Source organism: Variovorax restrictus, from assembly GCF_051216715.1.
Taxonomy (GTDB): Bacteria; Pseudomonadota; Gammaproteobacteria; order Burkholderiales; family Burkholderiaceae_C; genus Variovorax.
The window spans coordinates 260,879-281,034 of sequence record NZ_JBPJZH010000004.1 but is presented as its reverse complement, the minus strand read 5'-3'; the positions used below and the strand labels follow the sequence as shown (position 1 = coordinate 281,034).

Here is a 20,156-nt window from a genome sequence, read left to right as displayed (position 1 = left end):
GCTGGCCGATGCGCTGGACACCTACATCCCGACGCCAGAGCGTGCCATCGACGGCGCGTTCCTGATGCCCGTGGAAGACGTGTTCTCGATCTCGGGTCGCGGCACGGTCGTGACCGGCGCCGTCGAGCGCGGCATCATCAAGGTCGGCGAAGAAATCGAGATCGTCGGCATTCGCCCGACCGTCAAGACCACCTGCACCGGCGTGGAAATGTTCCGCAAGCTGCTCGACCAGGGTCAAGCCGGCGACAACGTCGGCGTGCTGCTGCGCGGCACGAAGCGCGAAGACGTCGAGCGTGGCCAAGTGCTGTGCAAGCCGGGTTCGATCAAGCCGCACACCCACTTCACCGCCGAGGTGTATGTGCTGTCGAAGGACGAAGGCGGCCGTCACACGCCGTTCTTCAACAACTACCGCCCGCAGTTCTACTTCCGTACGACGGACGTGACTGGCGCGATCGAGCTGCCTGAAGGCAAGGAAATGGTCATGCCTGGCGACAACGTCAGCATCACCGTGAAGCTGATCAACCCGATCGCGATGGAAGAAGGCCTGCGCTTCGCTATCCGCGAAGGCGGCCGTACCGTGGGCTCTGGCGTCGTGGCCAAGGTTCTTGCTTAATTCATACGGCTAAGGACACACACCATGGCAACGAAGCAAAAGATCCGCATCCGCCTGAAGGCGTTCGACTACAAGCTGATCGACCAGTCGGCCGCTGAGATCGTCGACACGGCCAAGCGCACCGGCGCTATCGTCAAGGGCCCTGTGCCCCTGCCGACGCGCATGAAGCGTTTCGACATCCTGCGTTCGCCGCACGTCAACAAGACGTCGCGCGACCAGTTCGAGATCCGCACGCACCAGCGCCTGATGGACATCGTCGACCCGACCGACAAGACCGTGGACGCGCTGATGAAGCTCGACCTGCCGGCCGGCGTCGACGTCGAGATCAAGCTGCAGTAAGTCTTTCGACTTCTGCATGCGACAAGGCCCGTCGGCAGTGATGCCGACGGGCCTTTTTTATGTTCTTCGCGCCATGGAGCTGTGGCATTCTCCGCAAACCGGGTCGCGGCGGGCGCCCCTGGCACAAGGAGTTTTTCATGGGCGGAATGTGGTGGTCCCGGACGTGCCTGGTGCTTTGCGTCGCGGCGCTCGTGGCGTGCGGTGGCGGAGGCGGCGGCGGGGGGAGCGGTGCCGCCGTCGCTGCGAACGGGCCGGCCTCGACCGATGGCACGGTCGTGATTCAGGGCATCGCCACTTTCGATTCGGTCCCGAACGCGAGCAATGGTCGGCTCGACTACGGTGCCGTCAGCGCCAAGCCGATCCGCGGTGCGCTCGTCGAAGCCGTGACCGACAACGGAAGCCGGGTGCTGACGAGCGGCACCACCAGCGAGACGGGTGCTTACGCCTTGTCGGTCCCGGTGAACGCGACCGTGCAGATCCGGGTGCGCGCCCAGCTCCAGCGCAGCGGCGCGCCGAGCTGGGACGTGACGGTGCGCGACAACACCGGGGGCGGTACGCCTGTCTACGCCATCAGCTCTTCCGAATTTTCGAGCGGGGGCTCGGCCACGCTCCAGCGAAGTATCCACGCGCCGTCCGGCTGGGGAGGCGCGAGCTACACGGGCGAGCGGGCCGCCGGCCCCTTCGCGCTGCTCGACACGGTCTACACGAACATCGGGAAGGTGTTGAGCGTGGCGCCGACGGCGAGCTTCCCGGCCCTGAGCGTCTTCTGGAGCGTGAAAAACACGAACGCCTTCGGCGATCGCGCGAGCGGACAGATCGGCACGACCTTCTTCACGACCAGCACCAGCGGCGAGCGCGCCATTTACGTGCTGGGGAAGGCGGACGTCGACACCGATGAGTACGATGTCTCAGTGGTTTCGCACGAATGGGGGCACTACTACCAATCGGTCTTCAGCCGCGACGATTCTCCGGGCGGCTCGCACAGCGGCTCCGATCTGCTCGACCGACGCCTCGCCTTCTCCGAAGGGTGGGGCAACGCCTGGTCCGGCATCGCGCTGGGACGTTCCACTTACACCGACTCGCTGGATGCTGGGCAGGCCGGTGGTGGCGCGCTGGATCTCAGTACGGGGCCGGCGACCAACCCGGGGTGGTTCCGCGAATTCTCGATCCAGTCCATCTTCTGGAATCTGGAGCGCGCTGCGGGCTTCGCGGCGATCCACAGCACGATGACCGGGCCGTTCAAGACCGGCCTTGCCGTCACCTCGATCCATCCCTTCGCGGTTGCCTTCACCAATGCCGCGCCGGCGCAGACGGGGACGCTGGTCAGCCTGCTCGCGGGGCAATCGATCAGTACATCGACTACAGACCCTTTCGGCGAGAGTGAGACGAACGATGGGGACATCGACAAGGCGACGCCGTTGTACCTGTCATACCCGTCCCCACCGACCTCGGTGTGCGTGACCAACGAGGCTGGCAGCGGCAACAAACTAGGGCGTTTCGCCTATCTGCGCTTCTCCCTTGTCAACGCCGGGATGCACCGGATCACCGTCGTTGCGGTGAACCCGAGTGGTACCAACCCAAGCTTCGAGATTTACCGGGGTGGGTGGATTGGCGACAGCAACAAAGCTGTGGCCGACGTCGAAGACGCGACATTGAATTTGCCGGCGGGCGAGAGCGTGTTGGTGCTCGAAGACGCGAACGCGCCGCCGCTTCCGACCTCGGGGCCCGTGACGACATCCTGCTTCGCGGTGACGATCAATTGAGGAGCACTGCGATGCATGCACATTCCTGCCTTGTTCTCCGCGCCACAGTCGCGGCCACGTTGCTCGGCGCGCTGGTCGCGCTTCCTGCGTGCGCCGACGGCGCACCGCCATCCACTGTCGATGCCGCCTCGATGCCACGCCAGGCAATGAAGCCCGCCGCGCCGCGCAAGTCGAACGGCTCGGGCATCGAGGTGCAGTTCCGGATCGACGGCGCCGCCCGGATCGGCGAGGCGCTCCCGATCGCGCTGAGCTTCGACGGCGTCACCGACACGACCGGCGCGCGCGTCCGTTTCACGGTCGATGCCGGCTTGAGCTTGCCGGCGGCCTATGCCGGCGAGTTCACGCTGCCAGCCGGCGCGTCCTCGCAGACGCTCACCGTCCCGGTGACGCCGACCTCGGAAGGCCTGGCCTACCTCAATGTGTTCACTACGCAACACGGCCTGACCAGCGTCAGCGCGATCGCGGTGCAGGTGGGGAAGACGGGCGCGCTCAAGCCGCAGGGTGATCTCAAGTCGACGCCTTCGGGCGACAAGATCCTGAGCATCCCGGTGCGCTGATCCGCGCCCTTGTGCAAATCGCCCGGCGCGGGCTATAATCGCCGGCTCTGCCCGTTTTGCGCCTCCAGGGGTGCAAGATGGTCGGAATTTATCAACCTTCCTTCGTGGCTGGTTCCCCTCAACCGGAGCAGTCAACGCTGTCGCCAATTGAAGTGGCAGCGGCGAAGGAAGACTTCCATTTTTGGAGAAAACATATGAGTCTGAGCAACTCCCTCGGGTTGCTGGGCCGCAAGGTGGGGATGATGCGTCTCTTCACCGATGACGGGGACGCAGTTCCTGTCACGGTGGTGGATGTGTCCAACAACCGTGTGACCCAGATCAAGTCGCAAGAGACCGACGGCTACGTCGCGCTTCAAGTGACGTTCGGCTCGCGCAAAGCATCGCGCGTGACCAAGCCGGCAGCAGGCCACCTCGCCAAGGCGGGTGTCGAAGCTGGCGAGATCATCCAGGAATTCCGCGTGACCGCCGACACGGCCGGTCAGCACAAGGCCGGTGGCGTGATCGCCGCAGGCAGCGTGTTCGCAGTCGGCCAGAAGGTGGACGTGCAGGGCACTTCCATCGGCAAGGGCTTCGCTGGCACCATCAAGCGTCACAACATGAGCTCGCAGCGCGCGTCGCACGGTAACAGCCGTTCGCACAACGTGCCGGGTTCCATCGGTATGGCGCAGGATCCGGGCCGTGTGTTCCCGGGCAAGCGCATGACGGGCCACCTCGGCGACGTCACCGTGACCACGCAGAACCTCGACGTGATCCGCATTGACGAAGCCCGTCAACTGCTGCTCATCAAGGGCGCGATCCCCGGTTCGAAGGGTGGCTTCGTCACCGTGCGTCCGGCCATCAAGGCCAAGCCGCAAGCGGCTGAAGGAGCGAAGTAATGCAACTCGAACTCCTGAACGAACAAGGCCAGGCCGCGTCGAAATTCGACGTGCCCGAGACCGTGTTTGGTCGTGACTACAACGAAGACCTGGTTCACCAGATCGTCGTTGCCTTCCAGGCCAACGCTCGCCAAGGCACGCGCGCCCAGAAGGACCGTGAACAGGTCCACCACTCGACCAAGAAGCCTTTCAAGCAAAAGGGAACGGGCCGCGCCCGTGCCGGTATGACGTCCTCGCCGCTGTGGCGCGGGGGTGGCCGGATTTTCCCGAACATGCCTGACGAGAACTTCACGCAGAAGATCAACAAGAAGATGTACCGCGCCGGTATGGCTTCGATCCTCTCGCAGCTCGCTCGCGAAGGCCGTCTGGCCGTGGTCGATTCGATCAAGGTCGACTCGCCCAAGACCAAGCCGCTGGCTGACAAGTTCAAGGCGATGAACCTCGCGTCGGTCCTCGTGATCGCCGAAGAAGTCGACGAGAACCTGTACCTCGCCTCGCGCAACCTGGTGAACGTGCTCGTCGTCGAGCCGCGTTACGCCGATCCGGTGTCGCTGGTGCACTACAAGAAGGTGATCGTCACCAAGGGTGCCGTCGACAAGCTCAAGGAGATGTTCGCATGAGCCGCATGAATCCTACGCCTGCCTTCAGGACGCAGTTCGCTGAAGGCCGTCTGATGGCCGTGCTGGTCGCCCCGATCGTGTCCGAAAAGGCCACGATGGTCGGCGAGAAGTCGAATGCCGTCACTTTCAAGGTGCTGCAGGACGCCACCAAGCCCGAGATCAAGGCCGCTGTTGAACTGATGTTCAAGGTCGAAGTCCAGGGCGTGTCCGTGCTCAACACCAAGGGCAAGACCAAGCGTTTCGGCAAGTCCATCGGTCGTCGCGACAACGTTCGCAAGGCCTATGTCACGCTGAAGCCGGGTCAAGAGCTCAACCTCGTCGGGGAAGGCGCTTAATCATGGCAGTCATCAAGATCAAGCCCACTTCGCCGGGTCAACGCGGCGCGGTGAAGATCTCGCGGGACCACCTGTACAAGGGTGCACCGCACGCTCCGTTGCTCGAGCCGCAGTTTCAGGCTGCCGGCCGGAACAACAACGGTCACATCACGATTCGCCATCGCGGCGGTGGTCACAAGCACCATTACCGCGTGGTCGACTTCGTGCGCAACAAGGACGGCATCCCGGCCAAGGTCGAACGCATCGAGTACGACCCGAACCGCACCGCCCACATCGCGCTGGTGTGCTACGCCGACGGCGAGCGCCGCTACATCATCGCCCCGCGCGGTCTGGAAGCTGGCGCCACGCTGCTGAGCGGTTCGGAAGCCCCGATCCGCGCTGGCAACACGCTGCCGATCCGCAATATCCCCGTGGGTTCGACCATCCATTGCATCGAACTGCAGCCCGGCAAGGGCGCGCAGATCGCTCGCTCGGCAGGTACCTCGGCGACGCTGCTGGCCCGCGAAGGTGTCTACGCCCAGGTGCGCATGCGCTCGGGTGAAGTGCGCCGCGTGCACGTCGAGTGCCGCGCCACGATCGGCGAAGTCGCCAACGAAGAGCACAGCCTGCGCCGTCTGGGCAAGGCCGGCGCGAAGCGTCACATGGGTATTCGCCCGACCGTTCGCGGTGTGGTGATGAACCCGGTCGACCACCCGCACGGTGGTGGCGAGGGCAAGACCGGCGAAGGCCGTCATCCGGTCGACCCGTGGGGCAATCTCACCAAGGGCTATCGCACCCGTAACAACAAGCGCACGCAGGTCTTCATCGTGTCGCGTCGCAAGAAATAAGGGGATAGCACATGACTCGCTCTCTCAAGAAGGGTCCTTTCGTCGACCACCATCTGGTGGCCAAGGCCGACAAGGCCGTGACGACCAAGGACAAGAAGCCGATCAAGACCTGGTCGCGTCGCTCGATGGTCCTGCCCGAGTTCATCGGTCTGACCATTGCCGTGCACAACGGCAAGCAGCACGTGCCCGTGTACATCACCGACCAGATGGTCGGTCACAAGCTCGGCGAATTTGCGCTCACGCGCACGTTCAAGGGGCACCCCGCGGACAAAAAAGTCCAGAAGAAGTAAGGAACGACCATGTCTGAAACACGTGCAGTCCTCCGCGGTGTCCGCCTGTCGGTCGACAAGGGCCGTCTGGTCGCGGACCTCATCCGCGGCAAGAAGGTCGATCAAGCGCTCAACGTTCTGCAGTTCACGCAGAAAAAGGCCGCTGTGATCATCAAGAAGGTGCTCGAGTCGGCGATTGCCAACGCCGAGCACAACGACGGTGCCGACATCGACGAGTTGAAGGTCAAGACCATCTACGTCGAACAAGGCGCCACGCTCAAGCGCTTCACCGCCCGCGCCAAGGGCCGCGGCAACCGCATCAGCAAGCCCACGTGCCACGTGTACGTGACGGTTGGCAACTAAAGGCCGGAAGACTATGGGACAAAAAATCCACCCCACCGGTTTCCGCCTTGCGGTCACCCGTAACTGGTCCAGCCGCTGGTATGCCAGCAACAAGGACTTCGCCGGCATGCTGGCGGAGGACATCAAGGTGCGCGAGTACCTGAAGAAGAAGCTCAAGAACGCGTCGGTTTCCCGCGTGATGATCGAGCGTCCCGCCAAGAATGCACGCATCACGATCTACTCGGCACGTCCGGGCGTCGTGATCGGCAAGAAGGGCGAAGACATCGAGAACCTCAAGCGCGAACTCGGCAAGCAGCTGGGTGTGCCGGTCGCCGTGAACATCGAAGAAGTGCGCAAGCCCGAAATCGATGCCAAGCTGATCGCCGACAGCATCACGCAGCAGCTCGAGAAGCGGATCATGTTCCGCCGCGCCATGAAGCGTGCCATGCAGAACGCCATGCGTCTGGGTGCCCAGGGCATCAAGATCATGTCGTCGGGCCGCTTGAACGGCATCGAAATCGCACGTTGCGAGTGGTACCGCGAAGGTCGCGTGCCGCTTCACACCCTGCGCGCCGACATCGACTACGGCACCTCGGAAGCCAAGACCACGTACGGCGTCATCGGCGTCAAGGTCTGGGTCTACAAGGGCGACACGCTGGGTCGTAACGACCTGCCGGCCGTCGAAACGCCGCGTCCTGACGACGAGCGTCGCCCCCGCGGTCCGCGTCGCGATGGCCGCCCGGGTGGCGACCGTCCGGGTTCGGACCGTCGTGGCCCGAGCTCTGGCCCGCGTGCCGGTGCCCGTGGTCCGATCGGTGGCAACACCGCCCCGGCCGACGGCAGCGACAAGCCCGCAGAAGCCACCGGTGGTGCTCCGGCAGCACCGGGTGCAGACTCGAAACCCGCCGTTAAGCGCGTCCGCAAAGCCGCGCCAGCTGCAGCAGCTGACGGTGCCAAGACCGAGTAATCGGTCGCCCCTGGGCGCGCAAGCGCTTGGGGTCATCACGGAGTAAGAAAACATGCTGCAACCTGCACGTAGAAAGTTCCGCAAGGAACAAAAGGGCCGCAACACCGGTGTTGCGACCACGGGCAATTCGGTCGCCTTCGGCGACTTCGGCCTGAAATGCACCGACCGCGGCCGTCTGACCGCGCGCCAACTCGAAGCCGCACGTCGCGCGATCTCGCGTCACGTGAAGCGCGGTGGCCGCATCTGGATCCGCGTGTTTCCCGACAAGCCGATTTCGACCAAGCCCGCAGAAGTGCGGATGGGTAACGGCAAGGGCAACCCCGAGTACTACGTGGCCGAGATTCAGCCCGGCAAGATCGTGTTCGAGATCGTCGGCGTGCCCGAAGAACTCGCCCGCGAAGCGTTCCGCCTGGCTGCCGCCAAGCTGCCGCTGCGTACCACCTTCGTCGCGCGCCAGCTCGGCACCTGATCGAGGAGAGAACACTCATGGCAACACGTAAGAAGAAGGACGCCGCGGCCAAGCCGGTCAAGGTGTCGAAGGCTGCAACGCTGCGCGAAAAAGACGTCGCCGGCCTGACAACCGAAATCAAGGATCTGCAGAAGGCCCATTTCGGTCTGCGCATGCAGAAGGCCACGCAACAGCTGTCGAACACCTCGACGCTGCGCGTGACACGTCGCGACATCGCTCGCGCCAAAACCATCCTTGCGCAGAAGTCGCAAGAGACCGCCGCCAAGTAAGGAGCAGACATGACGGAAGCTAAAAAATCCCTCAAGCGCACCTTGATCGGCAAGGTCGTAAGCGACAAGCGTGAGAAGACCGTGACCGTGCTGGTCGAGCGTCGTGTGAAGCACGAGCTCTACGGCAAGATCGTGGCCAAGACGAGCAAGTACCACGCCCATGACGAAAAGGGCGAGTACCACCTCGGCGACACCATCGAGATCACCGAAAGCCGGCCGATCTCGAAGACCAAGAACTGGGTCGTGACCCGTTTGGTCGAGAAGGCCGCCCTGGTCTGACCCCCGGCACACAGCCACCCCGGAAACGGCCCACAATGTGGGCCGTTTTCTTTTTTGTCTGGAGCATTCTCATCATGATCAAAGTCGGCGATTCCCTCCCCTCGGTCACCCTCATGGAGTATTCGGAAGTCGAAGGCGAGGGCTGCAGCATCGGGCCCAATGCGGTGGACGTGACGAAGGCGGCGGCCGGCAAGACGATTGCGGTGTTCGCGCTGCCCGGCGCCTTCACGCCGACCTGCTCGGCCAAGCATGTGCCGGGCTACGTGCAGCACTTCGACGACTTCAAGGCCGCGGGCGTCGACGAGATCTGGTGCCTGAGCGTCAACGACGCCTTCGTGATGGGGGCCTGGGCGCGCGACCAGAAGACCGGCACCAAGGTTCGGATGCTGGCCGACGGCAGTGCCGACTTCGCCAAGGCGACCGGCCTGACGCTCGACCTCACCGGCCGCGGCATGGGCCTGCGCAGCAACCGCTATTCGATGCTGGTGAAGGACGGCAAGGTGGCGTCGCTCAACGTCGAGGCACCCGGCAAGTTCGAGGTGAGCAACGCCGAGACGCTGCTGGCGCAAGCCAGGGGTTGAGCCCGCGCTCGCGCTACAGCTCGACCTTGAGGTAGTGCGAGCCCGCGATCGGGTTGTGGTAGTAGGGCGGTACCTCGGTGAAGCCCAGGTCTTCGTACAGCGCCCGCGCAGACTCCATGTCATCCAGCGTGTCGAGCAGCACGCAGGCGTAGCCGGCAGCGCGCGCCGCATCCAGGATGGATTCCACCAAGCGCCGGCCGAGCCCCAGCCCGCGGAAGCCGGGGCGCACGTAGAGCCGCTTCATCTCCGCCGCGTTCGGGTAGTCGGCAGTGTCGAGCGGCCGCAAGGCGCAGCACCCCGCGACATGCGCCGCCCGGCCGTCTGTCAGCGTCAGCGCCGGCGTGCCGGGCGCCTCGTGCGCACCGGCATCGACCAGCGCCAGCAAGAGTGCGCCCCGGGGCTCGGCGTAGTCACCGGGCAGTTGCAGCAGCTCCTCGTCGAAATGCTGGAAGCACAGGTCGATGCCGAGCCCTGAGGCGTATTCCTGGAAGATCGATCGCGCGGCAGCGAGCTCCGCCGGGGCGTGCGGCATGATGAGCACGATGTCCGGCGCGCCGGCCAGCGGCAGAGGGCGGGAGGGCGAGAAGCTCATGGGCGAATCGAGCTGATCCAGCCGACCACGGCGACGCAGCCGGCGAACAGGGCCAGCGCCAGCCAGCGCGATCCGGCGACGTCGCGACTGGGCGCTATCGCTGTGTCCGGCGGAAACACCTTGTCGCCCGTGATCATCGGCGCCACGAGCCGCTGACGACGCACCGCGGCGTAGTAGAGCACCGCGGCCAGGTGCAGCACGATGAGCCCGATCACCACCCACTTGCCCCATACCGCATGCCAGTAAGTCGCGAGCCCGCTCAACGCCCCCGAGACGGTGTGCGCCAGCGGCCCGGCGTAGGTGATCGCGTCATCCGAGACCAGGCCGGTCGCGACCTGGAGCATCAGGATCGCCAGCATCGCGAAGACTGACAGCGCCCCGAGCGGGTTGTGCCCGATGAGGTGGTCCGGATGCGCCTGACCCCGCAGGTACGCGGCCACCGAACGCGGCCTGTGGACGAAGGCCGAGAAGCGCGACCAGCGCCCACCGACCACACCCCACACGAGCCGGAACAGCAGCAACGCCATGACCGCATAGCCGAGGCGGAAGTGCCAGTCCATGACGCCGGTCCAGCCGGTGACCAGCACCCCGATCACCGCGGCAGCCAGCAGCCCATGGAACAGGCGCGTGGGCAGGTCCCAGATGCGGACGCGCACCCCGCCGGCAGGCGGCGTGGAGCGCGCAGGGGAAGCAGCGGGGGGCGTCATCGGGCGGGAAGGGCAGTGGAAGGCGCAGATTAGCAAATCCGTGCCTCGCGATGGGAAATCCTTGTGCTGACGCCGGCGCGGACGCGCGCCCCTACACTGCCGTCGGCGCTGCGCCGCGGTGCCGTCCCCACGATCCAAAAAAGGAAAGCCATGATTCGTCTTGCCGCCCTGGCATGTGCCGCGATGCTCGCTGTCGCCGCGCTGCCCGCCCTGGCCCAGCCGCAGAAGTTCGACAAGCCCGAGGACGCGATCAAGTTCCGTCAGGCCACGCTGAAGGAACTGCAGCAGAATTTCAAGCGGGTCGCCGACATGGCGTCGGGCCGCGACGACTTCAACGCCAAGGTGGCCGACGAGAGCGCGGCCCGTGTGGCCGAGCTCATCAAGCAGCCGTGGGTGGCGTTCGGCCCCGGCACCGAGGGCGGCAAGGCCCGTCCGGAGGTCTGGACCGAGCAGGCGAAGTTCCAGGACCTGGCCGGCAAGGCGCAGGGCGAAATGGTCAAGCTGGCCGCCGCCGCCAAGACCGGCAACCTGGACGCCATCAAGGCCGCCATCGGCCCGGCCGGCGCGTCCTGCAAAGCCTGCCACGACAGCTTCCGCGCGCGCTGACGCCCTGAGCCGCGGGCCGACGTAAAAAAGGCACCTCACGGTGCCTTCGCTTCGGCGCCCGCGTGGCTCAGGCCTCGGCCAGCAGCTTCTCGATCAGCTTGTGCAGCTCGGCGAAGTCAGGCTCGCCGACGTAGCGCTTCACGATCTCGCCGCGCTTGTTGACGATGTAGGTCGTCGGTGTGAGCGTCACGTCGCCCCAGGCCTTGGCGACGTCACCGGTGTTGTCGATCGCCACCTGGAAAGGCAATTTCCGCGTTTCCGCGAAGTTCACCACGTAGCTCGGTGGGTCGTAGCGCATGGCGACGGCCAAGGTGTCGTAGCCTTGTGCCTTGTACTTGTCGTAGGTGGCGATCACCTTGGGCATCTCGGCGACGCAGGTCACGCAACTGGTGGCCCAGAAATTCACCAGCGTCACCTTGCCCTTGAGGTCGTCGGTCGTCTTCTTGCTGCCGTCGAGCAACACGAAGGTCGATGCCGGCGCGGCCGAGACGCCGGTGTTCAGGTACACACCCGCGCCGACGGCCAAAGCGATCGCGAGCGCGGCGACAGGGATGATTTTTTTCATGGGAGATGGATCGATGAAGCGTCGCAATTTTAGTTCCGCCTGCCTCGCCGTGCCGGCTTCTCTGGTATTGCTCGCCACGCAGCGCGCTCACGCGCTGTCACTCGGCGACCTCAGTGCCGCCGATGCCTCGGGTGGCGTCAAGGCCGCGCTCGAAAAGGGCGCGACTGTGGCCGTGAGCCTGCTGGGCCGGCCCGACGGCTTTCTCGGCAACCCCAAGGTGCGCATCCCCTTGCCCGGTTACCTGGAAGACGGCTCGAAGGTGCTGCGCATGATGGGCCAGGGCAACCGCATCGACGAACTGGTGACGGCCATGAACCGCGCTGCCGAGCAAGCGGTGCCCGCCGCCAAGGACCTGCTGATCAACGCCGTGCGCACCATGAGCGTGACCGATGCGAAGGGCATTCTGACTGGCGGCGAGAACTCGGTGACGCAGTTCTTCGCGGGCAAGACGCGCGCGCCGCTGACCGAGCGCTTCCTTCCGGTGGTGACCGCCGCCACCGTGAAGGTCAAGCTCGCCGAGAAGTACAACAAGTTCGCCGGCAAGGCCGCGGGCTTCGGCCTGGTGAAGAAGGAAGACGCGAACCTCCAGGGCTATGTCACCGGCAAGTCGCTCGACGGCCTGTACCTCATGATCGGCGAGGAAGAACGCAAGATCCGCCAGGACCCGGTCGGCAGCGGCAGCGCGATTCTGCAGAAGGTGTTCGGCGCCATCCGTTGAGAACGAGGGCGACGGCCAGGGCCGGCTGTCGGCTCGATAATCGCCACCCCATGCGTCTTCCTTCCCGTGCCGGTCTGCTGGCCTTTCTCATCGCGGCCGTTTCGGCGGCCTGCAGCCCGACCTTCAACTGGCGCGAGGTGCCGGTGGGCGATGGCGGCCTGGTCGCGATGCTGCCCTGCAAGCCCGATCGCGCCACCCGGGCCCTGCCGCTCGGCAATACCTCGGTCACGGTCGAGGTGGTCGGCTGCGAGGCGGGCGGCGCGACCTTCGCGGTGGCGCACGCGCGTGCCGCCAATGCAGCCCAGGCCGAGGCCTGGCTGAACGCCTGGCGCGCGGCCACGCGTGCGCAACTGGCGGATGCGCGACCCACCGAAACCCCCGCCACGCTGCCGCGCGCCGCATTGCAACCGGCACCGATTCGCCTCGAGGGCAGCGGCCAGTCCCCGGCGCATCTGCTGTGGTTCGCGCAAACGCGTGCTGGCGGCGTGTCGCTCTATCAGGCCACGGTGCTCGGCCGGCCGTCGGCCGCGGATGCGTTCGCCACCTTCGACGAAGGCCTGCGGCTGCCGTGAACCGCCTCACCGAACGTCCCGCTACAGGCTCGGGCGGCCCGCATAATCGACGCCCGACCCATCGCGCCGCATGAACAGCATCTTCATCATTGCCCACGCTCCGCTCGCCCAGGCGCTGCGTCAGTGCGCGCTGCATGTGTTTCCCGACTGCGAGCGGCACATCGCCGCGCTCGACGTGCTACCCAACGTGTCGCCCGAAGAGACGCTGGCGGCCGCGCGCATCACCCTCGAGATGGCGTTGCGCGCACCGCGCTCGCAGGTCCTCGTGCTGGCCGACGTGTTCGGCGCCACGCCCTGCAACGTGGCGCAGAAGCTGGTCGACGGGGCGCGCTCGCGGCTGGTGGCCGGGGTCAACCTGCCCATGCTGCTGCGCGCGGTGAGCTACCGCAACGAGCCGCTCGAGGCGCTGGTGCAGCGGGCCATGGCCGGCGGCACCGCCGGCGTCATGCAAGTCGCGGTTTCCGCTCCTCAGAACCAGGCGAGAAGAAAGCACAGTGATCAAGACATCCGTGACCATCAGCAATAAGCTGGGCCTGCACGCACGCGCGTCGGCCAAGCTCACCAAGCTTGCCGGCAGCTTCCCCTGCGAAGTCTGGCTGGCCCGCGGCGAGCGCCGCGTCAACGCCAAGAGCATCATGGGCGTGATGATGCTGGCCGCCGGCCTCGGCGCGACCGTCGAGCTCGAGACGAACGGCGACCAGGAGCAACAGGCGATGGACGCGCTCGTTGCCCTGATGAACGACAAGTTCGGCGAAGGCGAGTGATGTCGCCCCCACGCTCCGCACTGCGTGTCGTCGCTGCCCCCCGAGGGGGCGCGGCCGGCTTGGGGCGGCCCGGCGCCGGCCGGTTGTCGGTCGCGCGCGTCGTTCCATGACTTTCGCTGTCCACGGCCTCCCGGTGGCCCGCGGCATCGCCATCGGGCGCGCGGTGCTGGTGGTGTCGAGTCGCATTGACGTCGCGCATTACTTCATCAAGCCGGAACAGGTCGAGACCGAGATCCAGCGCGTGCGCAGTGCGCGCAACGCGGTGGCGGACGAGCTGACCAAGCTGCAGGCCAGCGTCGCGCTGATGGGCCCGAGCGAGGCGCCGCACGAACTGGCCGCGCTGCTCGAGGTGCACCAGATGCTGCTGCAGGACGAGGCCCTCAGCGACGGCGTCAAGCACTGGATCACCGACCGGCTCTACAACGCCGAATGGGCGCTCACCACGCAGCTCGAGGTGATCGCGCGCCAGTTCGACGAGATGGAGGACGAGTACTTGCGCGAGCGCAAGGCCGACCTGGAGCAGGTCGTCGAGCGCATGCTGCATCGCATGAAGGGCACCGCGGCCGTGCTGGCGCCGACACCGCCGAAGCGCAAGCGCGCCGCGGCCGACGACGAGCACCACGACCCGACCAGCGGCGAAGGCGTGGATGCGCCGCTGGTGCTGATCGCGCACGACCTGTCGCCGGCCGACATGCTGCAGTTCAAGAAGAGCGTGTTCGCCGGCTTCGTGACCGATGTCGGCGGCCGCACCTCGCACACCGCCATCGTGGCGCGCAGCATGGACATCCCGGCCGTGGTCGGCGCGCGCACCGCGAGCCAGCTGGTGCGGCAGGACGACTGGGTCATCATCGACGGCGATGCCGGCGTGGTGATCGTCGACCCGTCGCCGATCATCCTGGCCGAATACGGCTTCAAGCAGCGTCAGGGCGAGCTCGAGCGCGGTCGCCTCGTTCGCCTGCGCCACAAGCCAGCGGTGACGCTCGACGGCGAACGCGTCGACCTGCTCGCGAATATCGAGATGCCCGAAGACACGCTGGGCGCCGTCAAGGCCGGCGCTGTGGGCGTCGGTCTGTTTCGCAGCGAATTCCTCTTCATGGGCCGTGAGGCGCAGCAGCTCACGCGGCTGCCCAACGAGGAAGAGCAGTACCAGGCCTACCGACGCGCGGTCGAAGGCATGCAGGGCATGCCCGTGACGATCCGCACCATCGACGTCGGTGCCGACAAGCCGCTGGACGGCAAAGCTGGGCGGCAGGAGCACCTGAACCCCGCGCTCGGGCTGCGCGCCATCCGCTGGAGCCTGGCCGACCCCGCCATGTTCCTGACCCAGCTGCGGGCCATCTTGCGGGCTGCGGCGCATGGCGAGATCCACCTGCTCATCCCGATGCTGGCGCACGCCAGCGAGATCCGCCAGACGCTGGCCTTGATCGACGAGGCGCGTGCGCAGCTCGACCGGCGTGGCGCGGTGCACGGCGCCGTCAAGCTCGGCGCGATGATCGAGATCCCGGCCGCCGCGCTCACGGTGCGGATCTTCCTCAAGTACTTCGATTTCCTGTCGATCGGCACCAACGACCTGATCCAGTACACGCTGGCCATCGACCGCGCCGATGAGGCCGTGGCGCACCTGTACGACCCGGCGCACCCTGCCGTGCTGCGCCTGGTGGCCGACACCATCGCCGAATGCCGCCGCCAGGGCAAGGGCGTGAGCGTGTGCGGCGAGATGGCGGGCGATATCGCCTTCACGCGCCTGCTGCTCGGCCTGGGGCTGCGCAGCTTCTCGATGCACCCGTCGCAGATCCTCGCCGTCAAGCAGGAGGTGCTGCGTGCCGACACCGGCAAGCTCGCGTCCTGGGCGCAGAGCGTGCTTGAGGCCGACGATCCGGCCGCGTTGCTCAGCGCGCCCCGCTGAACGGCGACCGAAGTTTCGCGGCGCGGGAGCGTCGTCATCAAACGAAACATAACGATACGGCGGCGAAAGGACGCCGCCCGGCGCGCGTCGCACCATCGAGGCTCCTTCACTTCCTTGAGACCAGGAGCCCGACATGACCTTTCGCCTTCACTCGTCCAGCGCGGAGACCGCATCATGAAGACGTGGATTCGACGCAGCCTCCTCGGCCTTTTCGGCGGCGCCCTGGTGGTCGGCAGCATCGCCGGCTGTGCCGCGCAGCGCCACGGCTGGGGGCACGGCGATCCGGCCGAACTCCGCGCCCGCATCGTCGAGCGGGTCGGCAGCAAGCTCGAGCTCGACGCCTCGCAGAAGCAGAAGCTCGACGTGCTGGCCGACAAGCTCCAGGCGCAGCGCGCGGCCCTGCATGGCAGCGCCGACCCGCGTACCCAGTTCAAGGCATTGTTCGCGGGGAGCGCGTTCGACCAGGCCGGCGCCACGCGCCTGGTGGAAGAGAAGACGGCGGCCCTGCGCAACGGCAGCCCCGAGGTCATCGCCGCCGCTGCCGACTTCTTCGACCACCTGCGGCCCGCGCAACAGCAGCAGGTGCGCGACTTCATGGAGCGCGGTCGCCGCTGGGGTCGGCATGGTTGAGGCGGCTGCATGCGCCGCGTCGCGCCGATGCCCGCGAGCCTGATCGCCGGCCTGCTGTGGTCCGGTGCGGCTAGGCACAATCCGCGCATGTCACGCATCCTGCTGATCGACGACGACGAGCACCTGGCCGCGCCGCTGGCCACCTACTTCGCGCGCTTCGACTGCGTGCTCGACAGCGCGACGCGGCCGAGCGACGGCCTGGCCAGGCTGCGGGCCGCGCACTACGACGCCGCCATCCTCGACGTGATGCTGCCCGAGATGGACGGCTTCGCGCTGTGCCGCGTGATCCGCGCGGAGAGCGACATTCCCATCGTGATGCTCACGGCCCGCGGCGACGTGATGGACCGCGTGGTCGGGCTCGAGCTCGGTGCCGACGACTACCTGCCCAAGCCCTTCGAGCCGCGCGAGCTGGTGGCGCGCGTGCAGACCATCCTGCGGCGGCAGCGCAAACCCGCCGTACCGACGGCGACGCCGCAGCGCCTGGTGTTCGACGGACTCGTGGTCGACCTCGACCGGCGCGAGGTGCTGCGCCAGGGCGAGCGCGTGGAACTCACGGGCACCGAATTCGAACTGCTGGCGTTGCTCGCGCGGCAGCCGGGCAAGGTGTGGAACCGCGACGACATCCTCAACCAGCTGCGCGGCCAGGAGGCCGAGCTGTACACGCGTGCCGTCGACATCGTGATCAGCCGGCTGCGCAAGAAGCTCGAGCCGCTGGATTGCATCAAGACGCTGCGCAACGCGGGCTACGCGCTGGCTGTCGCCCGATGAGGCGCCGCGCGAACGCCGAGCAACGCTGGCGGCAGCGCTGGAAGCATTCGCTGCGGCTACGGCTCATCACGGTGTTCGTGCTACTGGCGTTCGCGATGGGCGTCGTGTTCCTGGCCGGCATGCAGCGTGCCTTCTCGACCGGCTGGCGCGATGCGGCCAAGCCGTTGCTGACCGACTACACCGACCGCCTGGTGGCCGAAATCGGCAGCCCGCCCGACATCGCGCGTGCGCAGGCGCTGGTGGCGCGGTTGCCGATCACGATCCGCATCGACGGGCCGACGGTGCAGTGGGATTCGCACCCGGACAAGGCGCGGCGCGGAGGGTGGTCCGACCGCCACGACCGGCAGGCAATGGGCGACGGCGAGGGTGAAGCGCGCGACACCTGGTTCCGCCGCGGCACTGCGGACGGCCACGTCGTCACCTTCGGCCTGGGCGCCTCACCGTGGCAGGACAAGCCGCACGGCATCGGCTGGCTGACGCTGGCGTTGCTGCTCGCGCTGATCCTGGCCGCCTACGCCTATGTGCGCAAGCTGCTGCGCCCGCTCGACGATATCCGCGTGGGCGCCGATCGCTTCGGCCGCGGCGAGTTCGATCAGCCCATCCCGTTGCGGCGGCGCGATGAGCTGGGCGACCTGGCGCAGCGCATCAACACGATGGCGCATGACATCCGCGGCATGTTCGACGCCAAGCGTGCGCTGCTGCTGGCGCTGAGCCACGAGCTGCGCTCGCCACTCACCCGCGCACGGCTCAATGCCGAGCTGTTGCCCGCCACCGACGAGGGCGCGGTCGAGCGTGCCGCGCTGCTGCGTGACCTCAATGAGATGCGCGACCTGATCACCGACCTGCTCGAGAGCGAACGTCTGGCCGGCCCGCACACCGCGCTGCACCGCGAGCCGGTCGATCTGGCCGCGCTGGTACGCGACACCGCGGGCGAGATGCCGGGTGCCGTCCCCGTGCGGCTCGATGTGGCCGACAACTTGCCGACGCTGGCGCTCGACCGCACGCGCATGCGGCTGCTGGTGCGTAACCTGCTGGACAACGCGCAGCGCCACGGGGCCGAGGCGACGGAGCCGCCGGTGCTGAGTTTGCGGCCGGCCGCCGAGGGGGGCGTGGTGCTCGAGGTGCGCGACTTCGGCCCGGGTGTCGACGACGCGCAACTGGCGCACCTCACCGAGCCCTTCTTCCGCGCTGACAGCGCGCGGCAACGCGCCACCGGGGGCGTCGGGCTGGGCATGTACCTGTGCCGGCTGGTGGCGGAGGCGCATGGCGGCACGCTGCAGGTGCGTCAGGCGCGGCCGGGGCTCGCCGTCGAGTTGTCCCTGCCGCTCGACGGTGCCTCAGCGGGCGCGCGTGCCGATCATGGCGGCCGAGATGATCATCAGCGCGGCCAGCGCGATCGTCCATGACAGTGGCCGACCGGTCAGCACGAGCAGCAGGCCGGTCGACGCCAACGGCGTGAGGTAGCTCAGGATGCCGATCTGCCGCGCGTCGCCGCGCTTGAGGGCCATGTCCCACAGATAGAACGCTGCGCCGAGCGGGCCGAGGCCGCACAGCGCGATCAGCAGCCAGTCACGGCCACTCAGGGCGACCGAGGGCTCCAGCAACGCATGGCAAGCCAGGGCCAGCATGCCCGAGACCAACCCGAACAGGCCGATGGCCGCGGTGGAGAAGGCCGGAACCCGCTGCGTCCACAGCGAGTAGCTGGCCCAGATGAAGGCCGACCCCAGCGCCGGCACGAAGCCCCAGGTCGCGGAGGAGGTCGCGCCCACCGTGACGCCGCCACTGCGCGCCCCCAGGATGGCGATCGCCGCCCCTGCGAAACCAAGCAGCGCGGCGACGACGTGCAGCGGCCGCAGCGTCACGCCCTTCAGCAGCACCGGCGCCAGCACCACCATGAAGAGCGGCCACAGGTAGTTCACCAGGTTGGCTTCGACCGGCGGCGCGTTGCGCAGCGCGATGAATAGCAGGAAGTGAAAGCCGAAGAGCCCGTAGATGCCCAGCGCCAGTGTGCGAGGCGGCACCGCCCAGGCGCTGCGGTTGCGCAGCAGGGCCGGCAGACCCAGCACGCTGCCGATCGTCAGGGCGAGGCCGGTGAGCAGGAAGGGGGGAACATGGGCGAGCGCGGTGCCCAGCGAGGCGAGAGTAGCCCAGAACGCGATCGCGCCAAGGGCCAACAAGGTGGCGGAAGACATGGGCGGCGAGCATAAGCGGACGACCGTCCGCAAGCCGCCCGATGCTCAGACGCCGGCGGCGTGCGCCTGCTCGTCGGCGTGGTAGCTCGAGCGCACCATCGCACCCACGGCGGCGTGGCTGAAGCCCATCTTGTAGGCCTCTTCCTCGAACATCTTGAAGGTGTCGGGGTGCACGTAGCGGCGCACCGGCAGGTGCGAATTCGATGGCGACAGGTACTGGCCGATGGTCAGCATGTCGATGTCGTGCGCGCGCATGTCGCGCATCACCTGCAGGATCTCTTCGTCGGTCTCGCCGAGGCCGACCATGATGCCGCTCTTGGTCGGCACGCTCGGGTGCAGCGCCTTGAATTTCTTCAGCAGGTTCAGGCTGAACTGGTAGTCGCTGCCGGGGCGCGCTTCCTTGTAGAGGCGCGGCGCGGTTTCCAGGTTGTGGTTCATCACGTCCGGCGGCGCGGCCTTGAGGATCTCGAGCGCGCGGTCGTCGCGGCCGCGGAAGTCGGGCACCAGGATCTCGATCTGCGTCGTGGGCGACAGCTCTCGGATGTTGCGGATGCACTCGACGAAGTGGCCGCTGCCGCCGTCACGCAGGTCATCGCGGTCGACGCTGGTGATCACCACGTACTTCAGGCGCAGCTTGGCGATGGTGCGCGCCAGGTTCAGCGGCTCGTCCTGGTCCAGCGGGTCGGGCCGGCCGTGGCCGACATCGCAGAACGGGCAGCGGCGGGTGCACTTGTCGCCCATGATCATGAACGTGGCCGTGCCCTTGCCGAAGCATTCGCCGATGTTCGGGCACGAGGCTTCCTCGCACACCGTGTGCAGGTTGTTCTCGCGCAGTATCTGCTTGATCTCGTAGAAGCGGGTGGTGGGCGAGCCGGCCTTGACGCGGATCCACTCGGGCTTCTTGAGCACTTCGCCCTGCACCACTTTCACCGGGATGCGCGACAGCTTGGCGCCGGCCTTCTGCTTGGCCAGCGGGTTGTAGTTTTCGGCGCTCTGCGCCTCGCGGACGACTTCGGTGGTGCTCATAGGGG

29 protein-coding genes are annotated in these 20,156 nt (G+C 66.9%); 24 read left to right on the top strand and 5 right to left on the bottom strand.

Features of this window, described 5'->3' with window-relative positions; all coding sequences use genetic code 11:
- From ACSFA0_RS22395 to ACSFA0_RS22325, 15 genes are all read left to right on the top strand, one after another.
- On the top strand, nt 1–613 hold a 613-nt coding region (locus ACSFA0_RS22395), incomplete at its 5' end, for an EF-Tu C-terminal domain-related protein (protein WP_435452468.1).
- A 24-nt stretch (nt 614–637) separates the two neighbouring features.
- On the top strand, nt 638–952 hold the full coding sequence (gene rpsJ / locus ACSFA0_RS22390; protein ID WP_028250951.1) for a 30S ribosomal protein S10: 315 nt from the start codon (nt 638–640) through the stop codon (nt 950–952).
- Nucleotides 953–1,089: 137 nt separating this feature from the next.
- The gene (locus ACSFA0_RS22385; RefSeq protein WP_435452467.1) at nt 1,090–2,715 is read left to right on the top strand and encodes a hypothetical protein; all 1,626 of its coding nucleotides are present in this window, start codon (nt 1,090–1,092) and stop codon (nt 2,713–2,715) included.
- Between the two features lie 11 nt (nt 2,716–2,726).
- Entirely contained in the window at nt 2,727–3,272 is a 546-nt protein-coding gene (locus tag ACSFA0_RS22380; RefSeq protein ID WP_435452466.1) for a hypothetical protein, read from the top strand.
- Between the two features lie 194 nt (nt 3,273–3,466).
- Nucleotides 3,467–4,147 (top strand): 50S ribosomal protein L3, encoded by a 681-nt coding sequence (gene rplC / locus ACSFA0_RS22375; RefSeq protein ID WP_435452477.1) that lies wholly within the window; start codon nt 3,467–3,469, stop codon nt 4,145–4,147.
- Nucleotides 4,147–4,767, top strand: a complete 621-nt coding sequence (rplD, locus tag ACSFA0_RS22370; RefSeq protein ID WP_286647088.1) for a 50S ribosomal protein L4 — start codon at nt 4,147–4,149, stop codon at nt 4,765–4,767. Before rplC ends, rplD begins: the two co-directional genes overlap by 1 nt.
- Complete coding sequence (rplW, locus tag ACSFA0_RS22365; RefSeq protein WP_286647087.1) at nt 4,764–5,102, top strand: 50S ribosomal protein L23; 339 nt, start codon at nt 4,764–4,766, stop codon at nt 5,100–5,102. Before rplD ends, rplW begins: the two co-directional genes overlap by 4 nt.
- Before the next feature lie 2 nt (nt 5,103–5,104).
- On the top strand, nt 5,105–5,929 hold the full coding sequence (rplB, locus tag ACSFA0_RS22360; RefSeq protein WP_435452465.1) for a 50S ribosomal protein L2: 825 nt from the start codon (nt 5,105–5,107) through the stop codon (nt 5,927–5,929).
- A gap of 11 nt (nt 5,930–5,940) precedes the next feature.
- Nucleotides 5,941–6,219: a 30S ribosomal protein S19 gene (gene rpsS, locus ACSFA0_RS22355; protein ID WP_007838132.1), complete on the top strand. Its 279-nt coding sequence runs from the start codon at nt 5,941–5,943 to the stop codon at nt 6,217–6,219.
- A gap of 9 nt (nt 6,220–6,228) precedes the next feature.
- Nucleotides 6,229–6,561, top strand: a complete 333-nt coding sequence (rplV, locus tag ACSFA0_RS22350) for a 50S ribosomal protein L22 (protein WP_007838134.1) — start codon at nt 6,229–6,231, stop codon at nt 6,559–6,561.
- A 13-nt stretch (nt 6,562–6,574) separates the two neighbouring features.
- Nucleotides 6,575–7,507, top strand: coding sequence for a 30S ribosomal protein S3 (gene rpsC, locus ACSFA0_RS22345; RefSeq protein ID WP_435452464.1), 933 nt, complete (start codon nt 6,575–6,577; stop codon nt 7,505–7,507).
- 52 nt (nt 7,508–7,559) lie between these two features.
- Complete coding sequence (gene rplP, locus ACSFA0_RS22340) at nt 7,560–7,976, top strand: 50S ribosomal protein L16 (RefSeq protein ID WP_262073157.1); 417 nt, start codon at nt 7,560–7,562, stop codon at nt 7,974–7,976.
- 62 nt (nt 7,977–8,038) lie between these two features.
- The gene (gene rpmC, locus ACSFA0_RS22335) at nt 8,039–8,245 is read left to right on the top strand and encodes a 50S ribosomal protein L29 (protein ID WP_435452476.1); all 207 of its coding nucleotides are present in this window, start codon (nt 8,039–8,041) and stop codon (nt 8,243–8,245) included.
- 9 nt (nt 8,246–8,254) lie between these two features.
- Entirely contained in the window at nt 8,255–8,524 is a 270-nt protein-coding gene (gene rpsQ / locus ACSFA0_RS22330; protein WP_262073158.1) for a 30S ribosomal protein S17, read from the top strand.
- A 74-nt stretch (nt 8,525–8,598) separates the two neighbouring features.
- Nucleotides 8,599–9,105 carry a peroxiredoxin gene (locus ACSFA0_RS22325; protein WP_435452463.1) on the top strand — a complete coding sequence of 169 codons (507 nt, stop codon included), beginning with the start codon at nt 8,599–8,601 and terminating at the stop codon, nt 9,103–9,105.
- 13 nt (nt 9,106–9,118) lie between these two features.
- Here ACSFA0_RS22325 and ACSFA0_RS22320 read toward each other — a convergent pair whose 3' ends face one another.
- On the bottom strand, nt 9,119–9,697 hold the full coding sequence (locus tag ACSFA0_RS22320; protein WP_435452462.1) for a GNAT family N-acetyltransferase: 579 nt from the start codon (nt 9,695–9,697) through the stop codon (nt 9,119–9,121).
- Entirely contained in the window at nt 9,694–10,404 is a 711-nt protein-coding gene (locus ACSFA0_RS22315; RefSeq protein ID WP_435452461.1) for a cytochrome b/b6 domain-containing protein, read from the bottom strand. Before ACSFA0_RS22315 ends, ACSFA0_RS22320 begins: the two co-directional genes overlap by 4 nt.
- A gap of 150 nt (nt 10,405–10,554) precedes the next feature.
- On the opposite strand from ACSFA0_RS22315, the gene ACSFA0_RS22310 reads away from it, so the two are divergent.
- A complete protein-coding gene (locus ACSFA0_RS22310) occupies nt 10,555–11,010 on the top strand; it encodes a c-type cytochrome (RefSeq protein WP_435452460.1) in 456 nt (151 codons plus the stop codon).
- A 67-nt stretch (nt 11,011–11,077) separates the two neighbouring features.
- Here the strand turns inward: ACSFA0_RS22310 and ACSFA0_RS22305 are convergent, their stop codons facing one another.
- Nucleotides 11,078–11,575 (bottom strand): TlpA disulfide reductase family protein, encoded by a 498-nt coding sequence (locus tag ACSFA0_RS22305; RefSeq protein WP_435452459.1) that lies wholly within the window; start codon nt 11,573–11,575, stop codon nt 11,078–11,080.
- Nucleotides 11,576–11,588: 13 nt separating this feature from the next.
- Between ACSFA0_RS22305 and ACSFA0_RS22300 the strand changes: the two genes are divergently transcribed.
- From ACSFA0_RS22300 to ACSFA0_RS22265, 8 genes are all read left to right on the top strand, one after another.
- Nucleotides 11,589–12,293, top strand: a complete 705-nt coding sequence (locus ACSFA0_RS22300) for a DUF4197 domain-containing protein (protein ID WP_435452458.1) — start codon at nt 11,589–11,591, stop codon at nt 12,291–12,293.
- Between the two features lie 50 nt (nt 12,294–12,343).
- Nucleotides 12,344–12,865 (top strand): hypothetical protein, encoded by a 522-nt coding sequence (locus ACSFA0_RS22295; protein WP_435452457.1) that lies wholly within the window; start codon nt 12,344–12,346, stop codon nt 12,863–12,865.
- 70 nt (nt 12,866–12,935) lie between these two features.
- A complete protein-coding gene (locus ACSFA0_RS22290; RefSeq protein WP_435452456.1) occupies nt 12,936–13,391 on the top strand; it encodes a PTS sugar transporter subunit IIA in 456 nt (151 codons plus the stop codon).
- Nucleotides 13,360–13,629 (top strand): HPr family phosphocarrier protein, encoded by a 270-nt coding sequence (locus ACSFA0_RS22285; protein WP_435452455.1) that lies wholly within the window; start codon nt 13,360–13,362, stop codon nt 13,627–13,629. The genes ACSFA0_RS22290 and ACSFA0_RS22285 overlap by 32 nt, the downstream gene beginning before the upstream one ends.
- Before the next feature lie 106 nt (nt 13,630–13,735).
- The gene (gene ptsP, locus ACSFA0_RS22280; protein WP_435452454.1) at nt 13,736–15,535 is read left to right on the top strand and encodes a phosphoenolpyruvate--protein phosphotransferase; all 1,800 of its coding nucleotides are present in this window, start codon (nt 13,736–13,738) and stop codon (nt 15,533–15,535) included.
- Between the two features lie 174 nt (nt 15,536–15,709).
- Nucleotides 15,710–16,165 carry a Spy/CpxP family protein refolding chaperone gene (locus tag ACSFA0_RS22275; RefSeq protein WP_435452453.1) on the top strand — a complete coding sequence of 152 codons (456 nt, stop codon included), beginning with the start codon at nt 15,710–15,712 and terminating at the stop codon, nt 16,163–16,165.
- 87 nt (nt 16,166–16,252) lie between these two features.
- Complete coding sequence (locus tag ACSFA0_RS22270) at nt 16,253–16,933, top strand: response regulator transcription factor (RefSeq protein WP_435452452.1); 681 nt, start codon at nt 16,253–16,255, stop codon at nt 16,931–16,933.
- Entirely contained in the window at nt 16,930–18,339 is a 1,410-nt protein-coding gene (locus ACSFA0_RS22265; protein WP_435452451.1) for a HAMP domain-containing sensor histidine kinase, read from the top strand. Before ACSFA0_RS22270 ends, ACSFA0_RS22265 begins: the two co-directional genes overlap by 4 nt.
- Here ACSFA0_RS22265 and ACSFA0_RS22260 read toward each other — a convergent pair.
- Together ACSFA0_RS22260 and lipA are read right to left on the bottom strand one after the other, a co-directional pair.
- The gene (locus tag ACSFA0_RS22260) at nt 18,271–19,125 is read right to left on the bottom strand and encodes a DMT family transporter (protein ID WP_435452450.1); all 855 of its coding nucleotides are present in this window, start codon (nt 19,123–19,125) and stop codon (nt 18,271–18,273) included. The genes ACSFA0_RS22265 and ACSFA0_RS22260 overlap by 69 nt on opposite strands.
- Before the next feature lie 45 nt (nt 19,126–19,170).
- Nucleotides 19,171–20,151: a lipoyl synthase gene (gene lipA, locus ACSFA0_RS22255; protein WP_435452449.1), complete on the bottom strand. Its 981-nt coding sequence runs from the start codon at nt 20,149–20,151 to the stop codon at nt 19,171–19,173.
- Nucleotides 20,152–20,156 lie beyond the last annotated feature (5 nt).